We start from the raw sequence: 21,778 nt of genomic DNA on the forward strand, positions 1-21,778 counted from the left end.
GCCGTTGTGCATCGTTCTGCAGCCTCCATTCATGACCGCCAGCGCCGCCCCCAGTCGCCCGCAATTACGCCGTCTGCTGCGTCAGCGCCGCCGCAGCCTCAACCGCAGCCAGCAACGTCGCGCCGCCTGTGGCCTGTATCGCCAGCTGGCGCAACACCCGCGCTTTCGCCGCGCCCGCGATATCGCCCTGTACCTGCCCACCGACGGCGAGATCGATCCACGGCCGCTGCTGGCCGCGGCGCAGAAGCGCGGCAAGCGCACCTACCTGCCGGTGCTCAGCGCCTGGCCGCGCACCAAGATGGTGTTCCAGCGCGTCACCCGGCACGAGAAACTGGCCGGCAATCGCTTCCGCATCCTCGAGCCGCGCCCGCAGCCGGCGCGCCAGCGCAAGGTCTGGGCGCTGGACCTGGTACTGCTGCCGCTGGTGGGCTTCGACGCGCGCGGCGGTCGCCTGGGCATGGGCGGCGGTTTCTACGACCGCAGCCTGGCCTACCTGCACAGGCGCAAAAATTGGCACAAGCCGACGCTATTGGGCCTGGCGCACGAATGTCAGCGGGTGGACGAACTGGCGCTGGCCAGCTGGGACGTGCCCTTGCAGGCGACGGTAACGGACAGGGCTTGGTACTGAAGACGGGGAGGTGGCACCGCGTTCCCTGCGGCGCTGGAAGCTGGCGACCCGAAACTCAGGGCTGCTGCGTTACATTGACCGGGACGTCCTGCTGACGCTCCCAAAGGCTCTGGGTGTAACCCGTGGTAACCACGCCCAGGCTGAACAGTACTACGAGAACCCACAAAAGATCTGGCTTGCGTTTCATCTATTGCCTCCCCCTTCAAGGCAACTGCGCACGTTGATCGCGGCGTTATTGTTTTATGCAATCCGACGTCGCCAAGCGTTAAGCCGGGCATTTTCCGCCAGTGCCGAGCACTGTGCAATTTCCGGCGCCAACCGGCCGTCGGAGATCTCCACTCAAACGAGCGTCCGCGTACGGACCGGTCTGCAGGAGCAAAGTTCATGCCTTATTGGCTGATGAAATCCGAACCCGACGAATTATCCATCCACGACCTGCAGCGCCTGGGCCGTGCGCGCTGGGACGGCGTGCGCAACTACCAGGCGCGCAACTTCCTGCGCGCCATGGCGCCGGGCGAGCTGTTCTTCTTCTACCACTCCAGCTGCCCGCAGCCGGGTATCGCCGGCATCGGCCGCATCGCCGGGCCGGCCTACCCCGACCCCACCGCGCTGGAGCCGCACAGCCACTACTTCGACGCCAAGGCCAGCGCCGAGAGGAATCCCTGGAGCGCACTGGACGTGGAGTTCGTCGAGGCCTTCGCCGAGGTGCTGCCGCTGCCGCAGCTGAAGAACAATCCACTGCTGGCCGAACTGGCGCTGGTGCAGCGCGGCAGCCGGCTGTCGGTGATGCCGGTGGGCGCGGCCGAATGGGCGGCGATTCTCGCCATGCGTTGAGTCGCAGCCGGCACTGTGCTATCACCACGGGGAAGCCTTCGGAGTCCGCCCATGCCGGCACTTTCCGCCTGGCCGGCGCGCCTGGCGCTGGCCCTCCTCCTCGTGGTGCTGAGCAGTGCCAGCGTGCTGCTCTGGCGTCAGCTCGAAGGCGAGCGGCAGCAGCGCCTGGAGGAGCGCCTCGGCTACCAGGCGCGCAGCCTGGCCCGCCAGCTGGAAAGCACCCTGCACCTGGAGGTCGCCAGCCTCGAACGCATCGCCCGTCTGTGGAACAGCCTGGGCCGGCTGCCGCGGGCCAGCTGGGAGGAGGAGGTGGCCCACGCGCTGCGCGGTTTCCCTGCCTATCAATCGATCCAGTGGGTCGGCGAGGACCTGCGCATGCGCTGGCTGCTGCCGCTGGCCGGCAACGAGGCGGCGCTGAACTTTCGCCTCACCGCCGATCACCCCAACTACCCGCTGGCCATGCAGGCGCGCGACAGCGGCGAGCAGCGTTTCTCCAACAGCTTCGAGCTGGTCCAGGGCGGTCGCGGCTTCGTCCTCTACACCCCGCTGTACCGCGACGAGGGCGGCGCGCGGGTGTTCGACGGCTTCATCCAGGGGGTGTTTCGCGTCGAGCCGCTGATGCAGCAGCTGCTCGGCCAGATCGACCGCGACGCCTTCAACCTGGAGCTGCTGGAGAACGGCCACAGCCTGTTTCGCCACGGCCAGGTCGACGGCGCACCGGAGTTAAGCCAGCGAGTCGACCTGCAACTGCTCAACAACCGCGGCTTCAGCTTGCGCCTGAGCCCCACCGCGCAACTGCTGGCGCAGCTGAACACGCCGCTGCCCGGCGTGGTGCTGGGCGCCGGCCTGGCGATCAGCCTGCTGCTGGTCGCCGCCCTGGCCCTGGCCCTGGAGAACAGCCGGCGCGCCCACGCCCTGCAGGTGGCCAACCGGCGCTTCAAGGTGGAGGCAACGCGCCGCGAGGAAACCGAGCAGCGCCTGTCGGAGAACCGCGAACGCCTGCAGCTGGTGCTCGACCTGACCGACTCCAGCCATGACGGCCTGTTCATCTTCGACAGCGCCAGCCGCGAGCTGCTGCACATGAATCAGGCCACCTACGCCAGCCTCGGCTATCGCCCCGAGCAGTTCGCCCAGCTGCTGCGCGACGACCCGGAAAAACTCCTGCCCGGCTTTCACCGCTGGCTGGAGCAGGCGCGCCAGGCGCAGCGCGACAACCTCTCGCGAATCTTCCAGCGCGAGCTGATCCGCCGCGACGGCAGCCGCCAGCCGGCCGAGATCAACACCCAGCTGGTGCAGCTGCACGGCCGCGAGTACCTGATCGCGGTGTCGCGCGACAACAGCGAGCGCCTGCAACTGGAGGCCCAGCTGCAGCGCCTGTCGCAGCTCGACGGCCTGACCGGGCTGTACAACCGGCGCTACTTCGACCAGCAGCTGCAGGCCGAGTGGCGTCGCCTGCGACGGATCGGCGCGCCGCTGGCGCTGCTGATGCTGGATATCGATCACTTCAAGGCCTACAACGACGCGCTCGGCCACCTGGCCGGCGACGACGCCCTGCGCAAGGTCAGCACGGTGTTGCAGGAGAGCCTGCAGCGCGAAGGCGACGTGGCCTGCCGCTACGGCGGCGAGGAGTTCGCCATCATCCTCGCCAACACCGGCCTGGAGGGTGGCGAGCACGTCGCCGCGCGCATCCACGCGGCCATCGCCCACCTCGACATCGCCCATCCGGCCAGCCCGCTGGGGCGCCTGAGCCTGAGCATCGGTCTGACCGTGGTCGACCCGGTCAGCGACGAGGCGCCCGGCGAACTGCTCGCCCAGGGCGACCAGGCGCTGTACCGAGCCAAGCACGAGGGACGCAACCGCACCTGCCTGTGGCAGCCCGCGGCGACGCCGGAATGAGCGCTACTGGATGATCAGATTGTTGAACAGCAAGTCTTCCACCACCGGCTTGCCCTCCTCCGCCTCGAGCGCCTGCTGCACCTGCTTGAGCGCTTCCTGACGCAGCTTCTCGCGGCCGTCGGGGGCGTTGATGGTTTCGCTGGTCTGGGCGGAGAACAACAGCACCAGTTGATGGCGGATCAGCGGGTCGTGGTGCTTTATCCGCGCCTCGGCCTCGGCGCCGCTGACGCGCAGGGCCACGTCGGCCTTGAAGAACTTCAGCCGATTGCCGCCGTCGCCGAGGTTGCCGATCAGTGCCGGCACCAGGTTGTAATAGAGCGTCTGCGGCGCTTCTTCCTTCTGCTCCTCCTCGGCCAGGGCGGGCAGGCACAACGACAGGCTCAGCAACAGGGCGCTCATCACTTTCACGGGCAATCACTCCATCGGGGTTGCGCCTAGCAGGCCGTTGAAAAACGTAGGCGAGGCAGGCAAGACAAGGCAAAAACAGCCGAGAAAGCGGAGTTTACCTGTTGTAAATGAGCATTTTGAGGCTGTTTTTAACGCAGGATTGCCAACGCAGGTAGTTTTTCAACAGCCTGCGGGCATAGCCATCCGCGCGCAACCCCAAGGCTTATGCCGAGCTATCAGGGCCGGGCATGCTCGTTGACCGCCCCGGGCGCCCTCCTACACTGCAAGCCACCTTTGTGGAGGAAGCCATCCGATGAAAGCCCTGCTGTGCAAAGCCTTCGGCCCCGCCGAAACCCTGGTGCTGGAAGACATCGCCAGCCCCGAGCCGAAAAAGAACGAAGTGCTGATCGAGGTTCACGCCGCCGGGGTCAACTTTCCCGACACCCTGATCATCGAGGGCAAGTACCAGTTCAAGCCGCCCTTCCCCTTCGCCCCGGGCGGCGAGGCGGCCGGCGTGGTCAAGGCGGTGGGCGAGAAGGTCAGCCACCTGCGCGCCGGTGATCGGGTGATGGCGCTGACCGGCTGGGGCGGCTTCGCCGAGGAAGTGGCGGTGCCGGCCTACAACGTGCTGCCGGTGCCCAAGAGCATGGACCTGACCACCGCGGCCGCCTTCGGCATGACCTACGGTACCTCGATGCACGCGCTCAAGCAGCGCGCCAATCTGCAGCCGGGCGAGACCCTGCTGGTGCTCGGCGCCTCCGGCGGCGTCGGCCTGGCGGCGGTGGAAATCGGCAAGGCCATGGGCGCCAAGGTGATCGCCGCGGCCAGCACGGCGGAGAAACTGGAGGTGGCGCGCCAGGCCGGCGCCGACGAGCTGATCAACTACAGCGAGCAGAGCCTGAAGGACGAGGTGAAGAAGCTCACCAATGGCCAGGGCGTCGACGTGATCTACGACCCGGTGGGCGGCGCGCTGTTCGAGGAAGCCTTTCGCAGCATCGCCTGGAACGGCCGCTTCCTGGTGGTCGGCTTCGCCGCCGGCGGCGGCATCCCGGCGCTGCCGGCCAACCTGCCGCTGCTCAAGGGTGCGTCGCTGGTGGGCGTGTTCTGGGGCTCCTTCGCCCAGCGCCAGCCGCAGGACAACGCCGCCAACTTCCAGCAGCTGTTCGCCTGGCATGCCGAAGGCAAACTCAAACCGCTGGTGTCGCAGAGCTTCCCGTTGGCGCGGGGTGGCGAAGCGATCGACGCCCTCGGCCAGCGCAAGGCGGTGGGCAAGGTGGTGGTGCAGGTTCGATAGGGTGCGCTATGCGCACCGAGCCCGAATCGGTGCGCACGCCGGCATGAGCAAAGCCGCCCTGGGGCGGCTTTTTCAATTCAGCCTCTTGGCGCGTAGGCGAATACGTCGGCGCGCATCTGGTGGGCGTCCATGCCGGCTTCGACCAGCGCATCCAGCGTGGCGTAGACCATCGCCGGCGAGCCGCTGGCGTAGACGTGCAGCGCCTTGAGGTCGGGAAAATCCTCGCGTACCGCCTCGTGCAACAGGCCGCAACGGCCCGGCCAGACGCCCGAATCGCTGACCACCTGGTGCAGGTGCAGGTTGTCCAGGCGCTGCCAGTCGCTCCAGTGCGGCAGGGCGTAGAAGTCCTCGGGGCGTCGCGCGCCCCAGTACAGGTGCACCGGATGGGCGAAGCCGGCGGCGCGGCAGTGTTCGATCAGGCTGTGCATCTGCGCCATGCCGGTGCCGGCGGCGATCAGCACCAGCGGCCCGTCCGGCAACTCGGCCAGGTGGGTGTCGCCGAACGGCAGCTGCACGCGGGCCAGCCCCTGCTCACGCAGATAGACGAGCAATGCCCGGGTATTGTCGTCGCGCGCCAGGATATGCAGCTCCAGCTCGCGCCCGCAGTGCGGTGCCGAGGCCAGGGAGAAGGCCGCCATCTCGCCGTCGTGCCGCTGCAGCAGCAGGTATTGCCCGGCGTGGTAGCGCGGCGCCTTGCCGGCCGGCGCGCGCAGGCGCACGCGGAACACGTCGCCACCGACGTCCTGGCATTCGATCAGCTGGCAGCTCAGTTCGCGCACCGGCAGCTCGCCGGGCGCCAGCACGCCATCCCAGTGCAGCACGCAGTCTTCCAATGGCTCGGCCAGGCAGGTGAACAGCTCGCCGTGATCCAGCTCGGCGCCGTTCTGCCGCACCCGCCCTTCCACCAGCAAGGCGGCGCAGATGTGGCAGTTGCCGTTGCGGCAGCTCTGCGGGCAGTCGTAGCCGAGGCGGCGGGCGCCATCGAGGATGCGTTCGCCCGGCTGCAGGGCGAGGGTGACGCCGGAGGGTTGCAGGGTGACGTTCATCAATCGATTCCCAGCTCGCCCCAGAGTGCATCGATACGTGCCACCACGGCCGCATCCTTCTCGATGGCGCGCCCCCATTCGCGACTGGTCTCGCCCGGCCACTTGTGGGTGGCGTCCAGGCCCATCTTCGAGCCGAGGCCGGAGATCGGCGAGGCGAAGTCGAGGTAGTCGATCGGCGTGTTGTCGATCATCACCGTGTCGCGCTTGGGGTCCATGCGCGTGGTAATCGCCCAGATCACGTCGTTCCAGTCCCGTGCGTCGATGTCGTCGTCGGTGACGATAACGAACTTGGTGTACATGAACTGCCTGAGGAACGACCACACACCGAGCATGACGCGCTTGGCGTGGCCCGGGTACTGCTTCTTCATGGTCACCACCGCCATGCGGTAGGAACAGCCTTCGGGCGGCAGGTAGAAGTCGGTGATCTCGGGGAACTGCTTCTGCAGGATCGGCACGAACACCTCGTTCAGCGCCACGCCGAGGATCGCCGGCTCGTCCGGCGGACGGCCGGTGTAGGTGCTGTGGTAGATCGGCTGCTTTCTGCGGGTGATGCGCTCGACGGTGAACACCGGGAAGCTGTCGACCTCGTTGTAGTAGCCGGTGTGATCGCCGTAGGGGCCTTCCGGTGCGGTCTCGCCCGGATGGATCACGCCCTCGAGCACGATCTCGGCACTGGCCGGCACCTGCAGGTCGCTGCCACGCGCCTTGATCAGTTCGGTGCGATGCCCGCGCAACAGGCCGGCGAAGGCGTATTCGGACAGGGTATCCGGCACCGGGGTGACGGCGCCGAGAATGGTCGCCGGGTCGGCGCCGAGGGCCACGCACACCGGGTAGGGCTGGTCCGGGTGCTTCTGGCACCACTCGCGGTAATCCAGCGCGCCGCCACGGTGGCTGAGCCAGCGCATGATCACCTTATTGCGGCCGATCACCTGCTGGCGGTAGATGCCGAGGTTCTGCCGCTCCTTGTTCGGCCCCTTGGTGATGGTCAGGCCCCAGGTGATCAGCGGCGCCACGTCGCCCGGCCAGCAGTGCTGGATCGGCAGCTGGCTCAGGTCGACCTCGTCGCCCTCCTCGATCACTTCGTGGCAGGGCGCGTCCTTGACCACCTTGGGTGCCATGGAAATGACCTTCTTGAAGATCGGCAGCTTGCTCCAGGCGTCCTTGAGACCCTTGGGCGGCTCCGGCTCCTTGAGAAAGGCCAGCAGCTTGCCGATCTCGCGCAGCTCGCTCACATCCTCGGCGCCCATGCCCAGGGCCACGCGCTTGGGCGTGCCGAACAGGTTGCCGAGCACCGGCACGTCGAAGCCGGTGGGCTGCTCGAACAGCAGCGCCGGACCACCCTTGCGCAAGGTGCGGTCGCAGATTTCGGTCATTTCCAGAATGGGCGAAACCGGGGTCTGGATGCGCTTGAGTTCGCCGCGCTGTTCAAGTTCGCGGATGAAGTCGCGTAGGTCGCGATACTGCATACAGGAGCCTCGTGTCGGGCTGGCTGGAGTCGGGCGCAAAGTTTAGCGCCGAAGTCGGGCTTTCAGAAGGCGCGGCGGGAGCGCAGATAGCAAAAGGCCGGGTTTCCCCGGCCTGGTGACAAGACGCGACGCTTACTTGCGCTTCATCGACAGGAAGAACTCGTCGTTGGTCTTGGTCGCCTTGAGCTTGTCGATGAGGAACTCGATGGCGGCGATTTCGTCCATCGGGTGCAGCAGCTTGCGCAGGATCCACATGCGCGACAGCTCTTCCTCGCCGGTCAGCAGCTCTTCGCGACGGGTGCCGGACTTGTTGATGTTGATCGCCGGGAACACGCGCTTCTCGGAGACGCGGCGGTCGAGGATCAGCTCCATGTTGCCGGTGCCCTTGAATTCCTCGTAGATCACCTCGTCCATCTTCGAGCCGGTTTCCACCAGCGCGGTGGCGATGATGGTCAGCGAGCCGCCTTCTTCGATGTTGCGCGCGGCGCCGAAGAAGCGCTTGGGCTTCTCCAGGGCATGGGCATCGACACCACCGGTGAGTACCTTGCCGGAGCTGGGGATCACGGTGTTGTAGGCGCGCGCCAGGCGGGTGATGGAGTCGAGCAGGATGACCACGTCCTTCTTGTGCTCGACCAGGCGCTTGGCCTTCTCGATCACCATCTCGGCGACCTGCACGTGGCGGGTCGGCGGTTCGTCGAAGGTGGAGGCGACCACTTCGCCACGCACGGTGCGCTGCATTTCGGTCACTTCTTCCGGGCGCTCGTCGATCAGCAGAACGATCAGGTGGCACTCGGGGTTGTTGCGGGTGATGTTCGAGGCGATGTTCTGCAGCATGATGGTCTTGCCCGCCTTCGGCGGGGCGACGATCAGGCCGCGCTGGCCCTTGCCGATCGGCGCGCAGAGGTCGATCACCCGGCCGGTGATGTCCTCGGTGGAGCCGTTGCCGGCCTCCATGGTCAGGCGCTTGGTCGGAAACAGCGGCGTCAGGTTCTCGAACAGGATCTTGTTCTTGGCGTTTTCCGGACGGTCGAAGTTGATGCTGTCGACCTTGAGCAGGGCGAAATAACGCTCGCCTTCCTTCGGCGGACGGATCTTGCCGACTATGGTGTCACCGGTACGCAGGTTGAAACGGCGGATCTGGCTGGGCGAGACGTAGATATCGTCGGGGCCGGCCAGGTAGGAGGAGTCGGCGCTACGGAGGAAGCCGAAACCGTCCTGGAGAATCTCCAGCACGCCGTCACCGGAAATTTCCTCGCCGCTTTTGGCATGCTTTTTCAGCAGGGCGAAGATGATGTCCTGCTTGCGCGAACGGGCCATGTTTTCCAGGCCCATCTGTTCGGCCATGTCCAGCAGTTCGGCAATCGGCTTTTGCTTGAGTTCGGTCAGATTCATAGGAATGACGTGATCATCGAGAGGAGAAGAAAGCTGTTAGCTTGAGAGGCCGCGCCGCAGGGAAGGCGACAGGATCGCGAACGAGTTCGTATAGGAATGAGTCGGCGACGGCATGCAGAGGGCTGCATAGGAAATGCAGCGAGGCCGAATTTAACACCGTGAAAAATCAGCGTCTAGCCCGAAAACGAAAAAACCCCGCACCAGGCGGGGCTTCTTCACGAGCGACGAAACTCAGATATTGCTGTCGAGGAAGGCCGCCAGTTGCGACTTGGACAGCGCGCCGACCTTGGTCGCCTCGACGTTGCCGTTCTTGAACAGCATCAGGGTCGGGATGCCGCGTACGCCGAACTTCGGCGGGGTTTCCTGATTCTCGTCGATGTTCAGCTTGCACACCTTGAGCTTACCTTGGTAGTCCTTGGCGATCTCGTCGAGCACCGGCGCGATCATCTTGCACGGGCCGCACCACTCAGCCCAGTAGTCGACCAGAACCGGACCCTCGGCCTGGAGGACGTCCTGGTCGAAGCTGGCATCGCTGACGTTGGTGATGAATTCGCTCATGGGGGGTCTCCGTGATCGGAAGCAAAAAGTGGCGCCATCATAGCCCGGCTTGCCTGACACCGAAAGGCACTGGCGATTGAGCCACTCAATAGTTTCAATCACCAAGCGTGATGAAGGCTATTCCAGTGCGCAGCGCGGCGGCGCGAATGTGCTGCTGCATGGCCTTCTGCGCCGGGCCCGCGGCATGCCGGGCCAGGGCCTTGAGGATCTTGCGGTGCTCCTGCCAGGTTTCCATGGCCCGCTCCGGGCGGATGAACGGCAGCTTCTGGCTCTCCAGGAAAATCTCGGCGCTGGAGGCCACCAGGGCGAACATCGCCTGGTTGCCGCTGGCGGCGAGGATGCGCTGGTGGAACTCGAAATCCAGCCGCGCCGCCCGTTCGAAGTCGCCGGCGCGCAGCTCGCGGCGCATCTGCTCGACGTTGTCTTCGAGCAGGTCCAGCTCCTGCGCGGTCAGCACCCCGGCCGCCAGGCCGCAGGCGAAGCCCTCCAGAGCGAAGCGCAGCTGGAAGGTATCGGCCGCCGACACCTGCGCGGCGAAGGGCCAGACGAAAGCGCCGGCCGCCTCGCCCTTGGCTGGCTCCTGGACGAACACGCCCTTGCCGGCCTGCACGCTGACCAGGCCCAGCGCGCTGAGCGACGACAACGCCTCGCGCAATGACGCACGGCTGACGCCCAGGCGCTCGGCCAGGTCGCGCTGCGACGGCAGCGCATCGCCCGGGCGATAGCCCTCGCTCTCGATCAGCTGACGGATCGCCTGCAGGGCGTATTCGGGTACGGCGCGGGGAGCGGTGGCGTGCATGACTGTTCGGGCCGGTCAGTCCAGTGAAGCCGCCTTTGTACGGCCAGACGCCCACTCCAGGCAAGCGACGCCCCCTTGTGGAACAGCACTCCGCGCGAACGCACCGAGATGGTACAGGCCCCTCCCTGACCAACTGGTCAGCTACGCCAACTGTTCAGACCAGTAAGACCTTGTTTCCACTCGCCTGCAGCGATGCAAGCCCTGATTTCATTGAATTTGGCACAGGCAATGCACTGCACGAGCCAGGCAAAACGCTGCAGTTTTCGTTTATTCATCGGGAGTTCGACATGCGCACATTTCACCGCACCCTGCTGGGTACCCTGTTCGCCGCCCTGGCCTTCGGCGCCAGCACCGTTCACGCCGATGCGCTCGACGACATCAGCAAGGCCGGCGTGCTGAAAGTCGCCGTGCCGCAGGATTTCCCGCCGTTCGGCTCGGTCGGCCCGGACCTGCAGCCGCGCGGCCTGGATATCGACACCGCGCAGCTCTTGGCCGACAAGCTGGCGGTGAAGCTGGAGCTGACCCCGGTCAACAGCACCAACCGCATTCCCTTCCTCACCACCGGCAAGGTCGACCTGGTGATCTCCAGCCTCGGCAAGAACCCCGAGCGTGAAGCGGTGATCGACTTCTCCGCCGCCTATGCGCCCTTCTACCTCGGCGTGTTCGGCCCGGAGGACGCCGCCATCGCCAGCCTCGACGACCTGGCCGGCAAGACCATCAGCGTCACCCGCGGCTCCATCGAGGACATCGAACTGAGCAAGGTCGCGCCGCAAGACGCCACCATCAAGCGCTTCGAGGACAACAACTCGACCATCGCCGCCTACCTGTCCGGCCAGGTCGAGCTGATCGCCAGCGGCAACGTGGTGATGGTGGCCATCGCCGAACGCAATCCCAAGCGCATTCCGAGCATGAAACTCAAGCTCAAGGACTCGCCGGTCTACGTCGGTGTGAACAAGAACCAGACCGCGTTGCTGGACAAGGTCAATGCCGTCATCGCCGCCGCCAAAGCTGACGGCAGCCTCGAGGCGATCAGCCAGAAGTGGCTGAAGCAGCCGCTGCCGGCCGACCTCTGAGCCGCGCGGAGCGCTGAGCCATGGCCTACCAGTTCGACTTCGCCGCCGTCCTGCAGCAGGCCGACCTGCTGCTGCAGGGCGCGGCCTTCACCCTCGGCCTGACCGCCGTCGGCACAGTGCTCGGCGTCGGCCTGGGCATAGTCGGGGCGATACTGCGCGCCTGGCGCATCCGTCCGTTCGACCGCCTGTTCGGCGTCTACGTGGAGCTGATCCGCAACACGCCCTTCATCGTCCAGCTGTTCTTCATCTTCTTCGGCCTGCCCTCGCTCGGCGTACGCCTGAGCGAATGGGAAGCCGCGGTGCTGGCTATGGTGATCAACCTCGGCGCCTACTCCACCGAGATCATCCGCGCCGGCATCCAGGCCATTCCGCATGGCCAGATCGAGGCGGCCGCGGCGCTGGCCATGAGCCGCTTCGAGAGCTTCCGCCACGTGGTGCTGCGCCCGGCGCTGGGCAAGGTGTGGCCGGCGCTGTCGAGCCAGATCATCATCGTCATGCTGGGTTCGGCGGTGTGCTCGCAGATCTCCACCGAGGAGCTGTCGTTCGCCGCCAACTTCATCCAGTCGCGCAACTTCCGCGCCTTCGAGACCTACCTGCTGACCACCGCGCTGTACCTGCTCATGGCCATCCTGATTCGCCAGCTACTGGCCTGGGTCGGCCGGCGCTTCGTCATGGGAGAGCGCTGATGGACTTCACCCTCTGGGACATCCTGCGCAACCTGCTCACCGGTCTGCAATGGACGCTGTTGCTGTCGCTGGTGGCCTTCGTCTGCGGCGGCATCGCCGGCCTGCTGGTGCTGCTGGCGCGTATCGCCCCGCTACGGGTGCCGCGCCTGTTGGCCAAGGGCTATATCGAACTGTTCCAGGGCACGCCGCTGCTGATGCAGCTGTTCCTGGTGTTCTTCGGCATCGCCCTGCTCGGCATCGACGTGTCGCCCTGGCTGGCCGCCGCCTGTGCCCTGACCCTGTTCACCAGCGCCTTTCTCGCCGAGATCTGGCGCGGCTGCGTCGAGGCCATCGGCCGCGGCCAGTGGGAGGCCGCCGAGAGCCTGGCCATGAGCCGCCTGGAAACCTTGCGCCATGTGGTGCTGCCGCAGGCGCTGCGCATCGCCGTGGCGCCCACCGTGGGTTTCTCGGTGCAGGTGGTCAAGGGCACCGCGGTGACCTCGATCATCGGCTTCACCGAGCTGACCAAGACCGGCAGCATGCTGGCCAACGCCACCTTCGAGCCCTTCATGGTCTACGGCTTCGTCGCCCTCGGCTACTTCCTGCTCTGCTACCCGCTCTCGCTCGCCGCATACCGCCTGGAAAGGAGGCTGAATGTCACTGCTTAACGTCACCGCCCTGCACAAGTATTACGGCGACAACCACGTGCTCAAGGGCATCGACCTGGCGGTCGAGGAAGGCGAAGTGGTCGCCATCATCGGTCGCAGCGGCTCGGGCAAGAGCACCTTCCTGCGCACCCTGAACGGCCTGGAATCGATCAACGACGGCGTGATCGAAGTGGACGGCGACTACATCGACGCCGCCCGCGCCGACCTGCGTAGCCTGCGGCAGAAGGTCGGCATGGTGTTCCAGCAGTTCAACCTGTTTCCCCACCTGACGGTCGGCGAGAACGTCATGCTGGCGCCGCAGGTGGTGAAGAAGATCCCGCGCGCCGAAGCCGAGCGAGTCGCGCGGCAGATGCTCGAACGGGTCGGCCTGGCGGAGAAGTTCGACGCCTACCCCGAGCGCCTGTCCGGCGGCCAGCAGCAGCGCGTGGCCATCGCCCGCGCCCTGGCGATGTCGCCGAAGGTGCTGCTGTGCGACGAGATCACCTCGGCGCTCGACCCGGAGCTGGTCAACGAGGTGCTGGCGGTGGTCAAGCAGCTGGCCAGCGAGGGCATGACCCTGATCATGGTCACCCACGAGATGCGTTTTGCCCGCGAGGTCGGCGACAAGCTGGTGTTCATGCACCAGGGCAAGGTGCACGAGATCGGCGACCCCAGGGCGCTGTTCGCCGCGCCGCAGACCGAGGAGCTGCGCAACTTTATCGGCTCGGTGAACCTGTGAACGCGCCGGCGCCCCTGGCGCTGCGCATCGAGCCGCTGAGCCGCGAAGCCTTCGCCGCCTTCGGCGAGGTGATCGAAGCGGCCGGCGCCACATCCTTTGCGATCAACGCCGGCACCACCACCCGCTACCACGACCTGGCCCGCATCGAGACGGCCGGGAGCGCATCACGGGTGCTGCTGAGCCTGTTCGAGGGCCAGGCCTGGCACGCGCCCATCGAGATCCGCATGCTCGAACGCCACCCGCTGGGCAGCCAGGCCTTCTACCCGGTGGACGGCGCGCGCATGCTGATAGTCGTCGCCCCGCCCGGCGCGCTGGACGAGTCGAAGATCCGCGCCTTCGTCAGCGCACCGGATCAGGGCGTCAACTATGCCCGCGGCACCTGGCACCACCCGCTGCTGTGCCTGGAGCGCCCCGGGCGCTTCCTGGTGGTGGATCGCGGTGGCGCCGGGTCCAACTGCGACGAGCAGCGCCTGCGGCAGCCCTTGCTGGCGCTGGCGCTCGGGGCGCCAGCGGTCTAGACCAGTTTCATGCGACATCCGTATGCGTTGGCTCATCCGCTCAGTCGTGGCACGATGGCGCGGATATCGACCGAGATGCCGCCACCATGCCCCAAGCCCCCGCCGAGAGTTATCCCCTGATCGCCGCCATCGACCTGGGCTCGAACAGCTTCCATATGGTGCTGGCCAAGGCCGACCATGGCGAGATCCGCATCCTCGAGCGCCTCGGCGACAAGGTGCAGCTGGCCGCCGGCATCGACGACGAGCGCCAGCTCAGCGAAGAAGCCATGCAACGCGGGCTCGACTGCCTGCGCCGCTTCGCCCAGCTCACCGCCAGCCTGCCGGAAGGCGCGGTGCGCATCGTCGGCACCAACGCCCTGCGCGAGGCGCGCAACCGCGCGGTGTTTATCCGTCGCGCCGAGGAGATTCTCGGCCACCAGGTGGAGGTGATCTCCGGCCGCGAGGAAGCGCGGCTGATCTACCTCGGCGTGTCGCACAGCATCGCCGACACCCCCGGCAGGCGCCTGGTCGCCGATATCGGCGGCGGCAGCACCGAGTTCATCATCGGCCAGCGCTTCGAGCCGCTGCTGCGCGAGAGCCTGCAGATGGGCTGCGTCAGCTACACCCAACGCTATTTCAAGGACGGCAAGATCACCCCGGCGCGCTACGCCCAGGCCTATACCGCGGCGCGCCTGGAACTGATGGGCATCGAGCAGGGCCTGCGCCGGCTCGGCTGGGAGGACGCCGTCGGCGCCTCCGGCACCATCAAGGCCATCGGCCTGACCATCAAGGGCGCCGGCCTGGGCAACGGCGAGGTCAACGCCGAGGGCCTGGCCTGGCTCAAGCGCAAGGTGTTCAAGCTGGGCGAGGTGGACAAGCTCGAACTCGACGGCATCAAGCCGGACCGGCGCAGCATCTTCCCCGCCGGCCTGGCGATCCTCGAGGCGATCTTCGACGCCTGCGAGATCCAGCGCATGAGCCACTCCGAAGGCGCGCTGCGCGAGGGCGTGCTCTACGACCTGCTCGGTCGTCACCAGCACGAGGACGTGCGCGAACGCACCCTGTCGGCCTTTATGGAGCGCTACCACGTCGATGTGGATCAGGCCGCACGGGTCGAGGCCAAGGCGCTCTCGGCGCTGGACAAGGTGGCCGACGACTGGGGGCTGAACGACGACTGGCACCGCGAACTGCTGAGCTGGGGCGCCAAGGTGCACGAGGTGGGCCTGGACATCGCCCACTACCAGTACCACAAGCACGGCGCCTACCTGATCGAGCACTCCGACCTGTCCGGCTTCTCCCGCCAGGATCAGCAGATGCTCGCCCTGCTGGTGCGCGGCCACCGGCGCAACATCCCCAAGGACAAGTTCGCCGAGTTCGGCGAGGAAGGCGTCAAGCTGATGCGCCTGTGCGTGCTGCTGCGCTTCGCCATCCTCTTCCACCATATCCGCGGCAGCCAGGACATGCCGCAGGTGCAGCTCAAGGCCGGCGACAACAGCCTGGAGATTCACTTCCCGGATGGCTGGCTGGCGGCCAACCCGCTGACCCAGGCCGACTTCGAGGCCGAAGCGGCCTGGCTCAAGCGCATCGACCTGGATCTGAGCGTCAGCTGATCACTTGAGCCAGCAGGATTCGTCACCCCTCTCCCGTTTACGGGAGAGGGGCTGGGGGAGAGGGCCACAAACACCGTGAAACAGGGCCACGAAGCCCTCTCCCGGCCTGCGGCCTTTTTTATCGAGCGCTGATCAGCGGTGCGGTGAGCTTCTCCAGCAAGCCGGACTGCGCACTGCGCGGGTTCTGGTTGCCGGTGGGCTGCAGGCGCAGGTAGCGGCCGTCGGGCTGCAGCACCCAGGCCTGGGTGTTGTCGGTCAGGTAGGCCTCCAGCTCCTTCTTCACCCGCAGGATCAGCTTCTTGCCCTCCACCGGGAAGCAGGTCTCGACGCGCTTGTCGAGGTTGCGCTCCATCCAGTCGGCGCTGGACAGGTAGATCTTCTCGTCGCCACCGTTGAGGAAGTAGAACACCCGGGTGTGCTCGAGGAAGCGGCCGATGATCGAGCGCACCTGGATGTTGTGCGACACCCCGGCGATGCCCGGGCGCAGGCAGCACATGCCGCGCACCACCAGGTCGATCTTCACCCCGGTCTGGCTGGCCTTGTACAGCGCGCGGATCACCTTGGGGTCGGTCAGCGAGTTGAACTTGGCGATGATCTGCGCCGGCTTGCCCTCGGCGGCCGCCGCGGTTTCCTTGGCGATCAGCTCGAGCAGGGTCTTCTTCAGGGTGAAGGGTGCGTGCAGCAGCTTCTTCATGCGCAGGGTCTTGCCCATGCCGATCAGCTGGCTGAACAGCTTGGCCACGTCCTCACCCAGCGCCACGTCGGCGGTCAGCAGGCTGTAGTCGGTGTACAGGCGGGCGTTGCCGGCGTGGTAGTTGCCGGTGCCGAGGTGGGCGTAGCGGACGATCTCGCCGTTCTCGCGGCGCAGGATCAGCATCATCTTGGCGTGGGTCTTGAAGCCGACCACGCCGTAGATCACCACCGCGCCGGCCTGCTGCAGGCGGCTGGCCAGCTGCAGGTTGGACTCCTCGTCGAAGCGCGCGCGCAGCTCGATCACCGCGGTGACCTCCTTGCCGTTACGCGCCGCTTCCACCAGGGCATCGACTATCTCCGAGTTGGCCCCGGAGCGGTACAGGGTCTGCTTGATCGCCAGCACGTGCGGGTCCTTGGCGGCCTGGCGCAGCAGATCGACCACCGGGGTGAAGGACTCGAAGGGGTGCAGCAGGAGGATGTCCTGCTTGCTGACCACGCTGAAGATGTTCTCGGCGTTCTGCAGCAGTTTGGGGATCACCGGGGTGAACGGCGTGTACTGCAGCTCCGGGTGGCTGTCCAGGCCGGTGATGCTGAACAGCCGGGTCAGGTTGACCGGGCCGTTGACCTGGTACAGCTCGTGCTCGGTCAGGCCGAACTGCTTGAGCAGGTGGTCGCGCAGGTGCTTCGGGCAGGTGTCGACCACCTCCAGGCGCACCGCATCGCCGTAGCGGCGGGAAAACAGCTCGCCGCGCAGGGCACGGGCCAGGTCCTCGACGTCCTCGGTGTCCACCGACAGGTCGGCGTTGCGGGTCAGGCGGAACTGGTAGCAACCCTTGACCTTCATGCCCTGGAACAGGTCGTCGGCGTGGGCATGGATCATCGAGGAGAGGAACACGTAGTTGTCGCCGGCACCACCGACCTCCTCCGGCACGCGGATGATCCGCGGCAGCAGGCGCGGCGCCGGGATGATCGCCAGACCGGAATCGCGACCGAAAGCATCGACGCCTTCCAGCTCGACGATGAAGTTCAGGCTCTTGTTCACCAGCAGCGGGAAGGGGTGGGTCGGGTCGAGGCCGATGGGGGTGATGATCGGCGCGATCTCGTCACGGAAATACCGGCGCACCCAGGCCTTGAGCTTGGTGGTCCAGAAGCGCCGGCGGATGAAGTTGATATTGTGCTTGGCCAGGGCCGGGAACAGGGTGTCGTTGAGGATGGCGTACTGCCGCTCGACCTGTTCGTGCACCAGCTCGCTGATGCGCGCCAGCGCCTGGTGCGGCTGCAGGCCGTCGGCGCCGGCCTGCTCGCGGGCGAAGTTGATCTGCTTCTTCAGGCCGGCGACGCGAATCTCGAAGAACTCGTCAAGGTTGCTGGAGAAGATCAAGAGGAACTTCAGCCGCTCCAGCAGCGGGTAGGACTCGTCCAGCGCCTGCTCCAGCACGCGGATATTGAATTGCAGCTGCGACAGCTCGCGGTGGATGTACAGGCTGCTGTCGTCCAGGCTGGGCACCGCCACCGGTGCCGGCGGCGGGCTTTCCACCACGGGCGGATCGACCGCCACCTCCGCCGGCACCAGGGGTGCATCGAGCAATTCGCTACTGAGTCCTTCGGTGTTCATTGCTGGGTTCCTGGGGGCGTCAGCGCCCCTGTTGCAAGAGTTCTGCCGCACGTACGGCGAAGTAGGTGAGGATGCCATCGGCGCCGGCGCGTTTGAAGGCGGTCAGCGATTCCAGTATGACCGCCTCGGACAGCCAGCCGTTCTGGATCGCCGCCATGTGCATGGCGTACTCGCCGCTGACCTGGTAGACGAAGGTCGGCACCTTGTAGGCATCCTTCACCCGCCAGAGGATGTCCAGGTAGGGCATGCCGGGCTTGACCATGACCATGTCGGCGCCTTCGGCCAGGTCGGCGGCCACTTCGTGCAGGGCCTCGTCGCCGTTGGCCGGGTCCATCTGGTAGCCGAGCTTGTTGCCCTTGCCGAGGTTGGCGGCCGAGCCCACCGCGTCGCGGAACGGGCCGTAGTAGGCGCTGGCGTACTTGGCCGAGTAGGCCATGATGCGCACGTTGGGGTGATCGGCCAGCTCCAGCGCCTCGCGGATCGCCTGCACGCGGCCGTCCATCATGTCCGAGGGGGCGACCACCTGGGCGCCGGCCTCGGCGTGCGACAGCGCCTGCTTGACCAGGGCATCGACGGTGATGTCGTTCTGCACGTAGCCGGACTCGTCGAGGATGCCGTCCTGACCGTGGGTGGTGAAGGGGTCCAGGGCCACGTCGCTGATCACCCCCAGCTCGGGGAATTTCGCCCGCAGGGCGCGAATCGCACGCTGGGCGATGCCGTCCGGATTCCAGGCCTCGGCGCCGTCGAGGGACTTCTTCTCCAGCGGCGTGACCGGGAACAGCGCCAGCGCCGGAATGCCCAGCGCCACCCAGTGCTCGGCCTCTTGCAGCAGCAGGTCGATGGACAGCCGCTCGACGCCCGGCATCGACGGCACGACCTCGCGGCGGTTGTCGCCATCGAGGACGAACACCGGCAGGATCAGGTCGTCGACGCTCAGACGATGCTCGCGCACCAGGCGGCGGGAGAATTCGTCGCGGCGGTTGCGGCGCAGGCGGGTGGCGGGGAACAGGCGATTGGCGGGGGTAACGCTCACGGCAGACTCCAGAGCCCGCACGGGCGGGCCAGTGTGACGGTTATAAGCGGCCATTATGACCAAATGATGACAGCTGAATGACCGGATGCGACGGCGGGTCGCACGCTTTGCCGGGCATTGTGGCATGCGCCGGCGCTTTTCGGGCGCACCGCGGCAGGAGTAGGCTGAGCGCCTTTCCCATAGGCGCAGACCGTCCATGCTGCACGACCTGATCCGCCAGTTCGGCTACCCGGCGCTGATCCTCGGCACCTTCCTCGAAGGCGAGGTATCGCTGCTGCTGGCCGCCTACCTGGCGGTGCGCGACCTGCTGCAGATCGAATGGGTGGCGCTGTGTGCCTTCCTCGGCACCTTCGCCAGCGACCAGCTGTGGTTCCACCTCGGCCGCCATCACGGCCGCGCGCTGCTCGCCCGGCGCCCGCGCTGGCAACCGCTGGGCGAGCGCGCCAGCGCCCTGCTCAGGCGCCACCCGGACCTGTGGGTGCTGGGCTTTCGCTTCCTCTACGGGCTGCGCACGGTGATGCCGCTGGCCATCGGCCTGTCCGGTTATTCCTGGCGCCGCTACCTGCTGCTCGACGCCATCGGCGCCGGGCTCTGGGCCGGCGGTTTGAGCCTGCTGGCCTACAGCCTGGGCCACGCCATGGAAGGTCTACTCGACGAGCTGCGCCGCTACCAGCTGTACCTGCTCGGCGGCCTGGCCCTGCTGCTGACGCTGACCTGGCTATACCGGCGGCGCCAGGGCCGCAGTGGCTGAGCCGCGCGAGCGCGCCAGCCACATTGCCAGCAGGCTGGCCAGGCTGTAGGCGGCCAGCGCGCACCAGGCGGCCAGGTCCATGCTCAGCAGACCGAGCACCTCGGCAAGCCAGAACGCCGGCAGATTCAAGCCCAACCGCAGACACTCCAGGCGCACGGCGCCAGCGCGATTCTCCAGCCACAGGCCGATGCTGGACAGACCCAGGCCCAGCCACAGGCACGCCAGCAGCACGCCGCCCACTGCCAACGAATCGCCCCGCGCCAGCAGCCACACCCCGGCCAGCAGGTAGCAGACGAACTGCAGCAAGGCATAGAGCCGCGCACCGCGCCCCAGCGCCACCTCGAACTGGCGAAAGCGGCTCAGGTCCGGCTTCTCCTGCGGGTAGCGCGCCGCCACGTCGGCCGGGCGCCAGCCGGTGGGCATAAACCAGATGCGCAAGCGGTCCCACCAGGACGCCGCGCGCCGCGCATCGCGCCACAGCCCGGCATACACCTGCAGGTTGGCCCATAGCGGGTTCCAGCTGGCCAGCGGCGTGGTCACGCCGAAGATCACCGGTTCGTCGTCCAGCTCCTCCTGGAAGGTGGCGAACATTCGATCCCAGACAATGAACACGCCGCCGTAATTGCGATCCATGTACACAGGGTTCTGCGCATGATGCACGCGGTGGTTGGAGGGCGTGATGAACAGCCACTCGAACCAGCCCAGCTTGGGGATATGCCGGGTATGCACCCAGAACTGATAGAGCAGGTTGAGCGCCGCCACCGTGAGGAACACCAGCGGCGGCACACCGGCCACCGCCATCGGCAGGTAGAACAGCCAGCCGAAGACGAAGCCGGTGCTGGTCTGGCGCAGCGCGGTGGAGAGGTTGTAGTCCTCGCTCTGGTGGTGCACCGCATGGGCCGCCCAGAGCACGTTGCGTTCGTGGCCCAGGCGATGGTTCCAGTAGTAGCAGAAGTCGTAGAAGACGAAGGCCAGCAGCCACACCCACAGGCTATCGGCGGAAAGCTCGAACAACGCCAGCTGTTGCCAGGCGAAGGTGTAGGTGAGCAGGCCGACCGCCTTGGTCAGCAGCCCGGTGGCCTGCGACAGCACCCCGGTGCTGAGGCTGCTGACGGCATCGGCCAGGCGATAGCTGCGCATGCCGCGCCAGTGATCGGCGAGCAGTTCGAGGCCGATCAGGAGAAAGAAGAAGGGCACCGCATAGAGGACGTAATTCATGGCCGAGCCGTATCGTTGTGCTTGTCTTGGGGCTAGTCTGTTATTCATCCTAGTCCTCGGACCGCCGCGGCTCGCGGCGGCAAATGACAGTCTGAGCGGCATTTGACGACAGCATGCGCACGCCTCGCCGCCACCCCGCATCGGCAACAGCCGCCGCCCGCCGCACCCAGGTGCCGGCGCGGGCGACCTTTACCCTCACCAGGAGTCGAGCATGAACAAAAAAGTCGCAGTGATTCTGTCCGGCTGCGGCGTCTACGACGGCGCCGAAATCCATGAAAGCGTGATCACCCTGCTGCGCCTCGACCAGCGCGGCGCCACGGTGCAGTGCTTCGCCCCCAACGTGACGCAGCTGCACGTGGTCGATCACTACAGCGGCGACGAGATGGACGAGACGCGCAACGTGCTGGTGGAGTCCGCGCGCATCGCCCGCGGCAAGATCAAGGACGTCAAGGAGCTGCACGTGGCCGACTTCGACGCACTGATCCTGCCCGGCGGCTTCGGCGTGGCGAAGAACCTCTCCGACTTCGCCATCAGCGGCGCCGCCTGCAGCGTGCAGCCCGACGTGCTGGCCGCGTGCAAGGCCTTCGCCAGCGCCGGCAAGCCGCTCGGCCTGATCTGCATCGCCCCGGCCCTGGCGGCGAAGATCTTCGGCGCCGGGGTGATCTGCACCATCGGCACCGACCACGACACCGCCGCCGCGCTGACCCAGATGGGCGCCGAGCACCATGAATGCGAAGTCAGCGAAATCGTCGAGGACCACGCGCACAAGCTGGTCACCACCCCCGCGTACATGCTCGCCCAGTCCATCGCCGAGGCGGCGTCGGGCATCAACAAGCTGGTCGACCGGGTGCTGGAGCTGGCGCACCACTGACGGGTTGGAGCGCGCAGGTGGCGTTACGCTTTACTTGGCGACAACGCCAAGCCGGGCCCTGTAGGG

At 66.6% G+C, this 21,778-nt stretch carries 21 protein-coding genes; 12 read left to right on the forward strand and 9 right to left on the reverse strand.

What is annotated here, in order from left to right; all coding sequences use genetic code 11:
* Nucleotides 1-31 precede the first annotated feature (31 nt).
* The 3 genes from EA796_RS16635 to EA796_RS16645 all read left to right on the forward strand — a co-directional run bounded on the left by EA796_RS16635 (nucleotide 32) and on the right by EA796_RS16645 (nucleotide 3,358).
* Complete coding sequence (locus EA796_RS16635) at nucleotides 32-628, forward strand: 5-formyltetrahydrofolate cyclo-ligase (RefSeq protein ID WP_122109409.1); 597 nt, start codon at nucleotides 32-34, stop codon at nucleotides 626-628.
* A gap of 384 nt (nucleotides 629-1,012) precedes the next feature.
* Complete coding sequence (locus tag EA796_RS16640) at nucleotides 1,013-1,462, forward strand: EVE domain-containing protein (protein WP_122109410.1); 450 nt, start codon at nucleotides 1,013-1,015, stop codon at nucleotides 1,460-1,462.
* A gap of 51 nt (nucleotides 1,463-1,513) precedes the next feature.
* Nucleotides 1,514-3,358: a diguanylate cyclase gene (locus EA796_RS16645; RefSeq protein WP_122109411.1), complete on the forward strand. Its 1,845-nt coding sequence runs from the start codon at nucleotides 1,514-1,516 to the stop codon at nucleotides 3,356-3,358.
* Between the two features lie 3 nt (nucleotides 3,359-3,361).
* Here the strand turns inward: EA796_RS16645 and EA796_RS16650 are convergent, their stop codons facing one another.
* On the reverse strand, nucleotides 3,362-3,766 hold the full coding sequence (locus tag EA796_RS16650; RefSeq protein WP_031302947.1) for a flagellar basal body-associated protein FliL: 405 nt from the start codon (nucleotides 3,764-3,766) through the stop codon (nucleotides 3,362-3,364).
* Nucleotides 3,767-4,058: 292 nt separating this feature from the next.
* Between EA796_RS16650 and EA796_RS16660 the strand changes: the two genes are divergently transcribed.
* Nucleotides 4,059-5,039: an NADPH:quinone oxidoreductase family protein gene (locus EA796_RS16660; protein WP_122109413.1), complete on the forward strand. Its 981-nt coding sequence runs from the start codon at nucleotides 4,059-4,061 to the stop codon at nucleotides 5,037-5,039.
* A 77-nt stretch (nucleotides 5,040-5,116) separates the two neighbouring features.
* On the opposite strand, the gene EA796_RS16665 is transcribed toward EA796_RS16660, so the two are convergent.
* The 5 genes from EA796_RS16665 to EA796_RS16685 form a co-directional block, all read right to left on the reverse strand.
* A complete protein-coding gene (locus EA796_RS16665) occupies nucleotides 5,117-6,085 on the reverse strand; it encodes a CDP-6-deoxy-delta-3,4-glucoseen reductase (protein WP_122109414.1) in 969 nt (322 codons plus the stop codon).
* Nucleotides 6,085-7,551, reverse strand: a complete 1,467-nt coding sequence (gene ubiD / locus EA796_RS16670) for a 4-hydroxy-3-polyprenylbenzoate decarboxylase (protein WP_122109415.1) — start codon at nucleotides 7,549-7,551, stop codon at nucleotides 6,085-6,087. The genes EA796_RS16665 and ubiD overlap by 1 nt, the downstream gene beginning before the upstream one ends.
* Nucleotides 7,552-7,683: 132 nt before the next feature.
* A complete protein-coding gene (rho, locus tag EA796_RS16675; protein ID WP_021443361.1) occupies nucleotides 7,684-8,943 on the reverse strand; it encodes a transcription termination factor Rho in 1,260 nt (419 codons plus the stop codon).
* Between the two features lie 231 nt (nucleotides 8,944-9,174).
* Nucleotides 9,175-9,501, reverse strand: coding sequence for a thioredoxin TrxA (gene trxA / locus EA796_RS16680; protein ID WP_021443362.1), 327 nt, complete (start codon nucleotides 9,499-9,501; stop codon nucleotides 9,175-9,177).
* Nucleotides 9,502-9,595: 94 nt separating this feature from the next.
* Nucleotides 9,596-10,300, reverse strand: coding sequence for a FadR/GntR family transcriptional regulator (locus EA796_RS16685; protein WP_021443363.1), 705 nt, complete (start codon nucleotides 10,298-10,300; stop codon nucleotides 9,596-9,598).
* 287 nt (nucleotides 10,301-10,587) lie between these two features.
* On the opposite strand from EA796_RS16685, the gene EA796_RS16690 reads away from it, so the two are divergent.
* The 6 genes from EA796_RS16690 to ppx all read left to right on the forward strand — a co-directional run bounded on the left by EA796_RS16690 (nucleotide 10,588) and on the right by ppx (nucleotide 15,531).
* Nucleotides 10,588-11,373, forward strand: coding sequence for a transporter substrate-binding domain-containing protein (locus tag EA796_RS16690; protein ID WP_122109416.1), 786 nt, complete (start codon nucleotides 10,588-10,590; stop codon nucleotides 11,371-11,373).
* Nucleotides 11,374-11,393: 20 nt separating this feature from the next.
* A complete protein-coding gene (locus EA796_RS16695) occupies nucleotides 11,394-12,059 on the forward strand; it encodes an amino acid ABC transporter permease (protein WP_122109417.1) in 666 nt (221 codons plus the stop codon).
* Complete coding sequence (locus tag EA796_RS16700; protein ID WP_177342887.1) at nucleotides 12,056-12,706, forward strand: amino acid ABC transporter permease; 651 nt, start codon at nucleotides 12,056-12,058, stop codon at nucleotides 12,704-12,706. Before EA796_RS16695 ends, EA796_RS16700 begins: the two co-directional genes overlap by 4 nt.
* On the forward strand, nucleotides 12,693-13,424 hold the full coding sequence (locus EA796_RS16705; RefSeq protein ID WP_122109418.1) for an amino acid ABC transporter ATP-binding protein: 732 nt from the start codon (nucleotides 12,693-12,695) through the stop codon (nucleotides 13,422-13,424). Before EA796_RS16700 ends, EA796_RS16705 begins: the two co-directional genes overlap by 14 nt.
* The gene (locus EA796_RS16710) at nucleotides 13,421-13,942 is read left to right on the forward strand and encodes an ureidoglycolate lyase (protein WP_122109419.1); all 522 of its coding nucleotides are present in this window, start codon (nucleotides 13,421-13,423) and stop codon (nucleotides 13,940-13,942) included. The genes EA796_RS16705 and EA796_RS16710 overlap by 4 nt, the downstream gene beginning before the upstream one ends.
* Nucleotides 13,943-14,028: 86 nt before the next feature.
* A complete protein-coding gene (gene ppx, locus EA796_RS16715; protein WP_178082571.1) occupies nucleotides 14,029-15,531 on the forward strand; it encodes an exopolyphosphatase in 1,503 nt (500 codons plus the stop codon).
* Nucleotides 15,532-15,649: 118 nt separating this feature from the next.
* On the opposite strand, the gene ppk1 is transcribed toward ppx, so the two are convergent.
* Together ppk1 and hemB are read right to left on the reverse strand one after the other, a co-directional pair.
* Nucleotides 15,650-17,839, reverse strand: coding sequence for a polyphosphate kinase 1 (gene ppk1, locus EA796_RS16720; protein ID WP_122109420.1), 2,190 nt, complete (start codon nucleotides 17,837-17,839; stop codon nucleotides 15,650-15,652).
* Nucleotides 17,840-17,858: 19 nt separating this feature from the next.
* On the reverse strand, nucleotides 17,859-18,872 hold the full coding sequence (gene hemB, locus EA796_RS16725) for a porphobilinogen synthase (RefSeq protein WP_122109421.1): 1,014 nt from the start codon (nucleotides 18,870-18,872) through the stop codon (nucleotides 17,859-17,861).
* A gap of 196 nt (nucleotides 18,873-19,068) precedes the next feature.
* Between hemB and EA796_RS16730 the strand changes: the two genes are divergently transcribed.
* Complete coding sequence (locus EA796_RS16730; RefSeq protein WP_122109422.1) at nucleotides 19,069-19,623, forward strand: DedA family protein; 555 nt, start codon at nucleotides 19,069-19,071, stop codon at nucleotides 19,621-19,623.
* On the opposite strand, the gene EA796_RS16735 is transcribed toward EA796_RS16730, so the two are convergent.
* Nucleotides 19,591-20,841, reverse strand: coding sequence for a sterol desaturase family protein (locus EA796_RS16735; protein ID WP_122109423.1), 1,251 nt, complete (start codon nucleotides 20,839-20,841; stop codon nucleotides 19,591-19,593). The two genes, EA796_RS16730 and EA796_RS16735, sit on opposite strands and share 33 nt — an antisense overlap.
* A gap of 211 nt (nucleotides 20,842-21,052) precedes the next feature.
* On the opposite strand from EA796_RS16735, the gene elbB reads away from it, so the two are divergent.
* Nucleotides 21,053-21,712, forward strand: a complete 660-nt coding sequence (gene elbB, locus EA796_RS16740) for an isoprenoid biosynthesis glyoxalase ElbB (protein ID WP_021443374.1) — start codon at nucleotides 21,053-21,055, stop codon at nucleotides 21,710-21,712.
* Nucleotides 21,713-21,778: the final 66 nt, after the last annotated feature.

The organism is Pseudomonas sp. AOB-7 (assembly GCF_003696305.1).
Lineage (GTDB): Bacteria > Pseudomonadota > Gammaproteobacteria > Pseudomonadales > Pseudomonadaceae > Aquipseudomonas.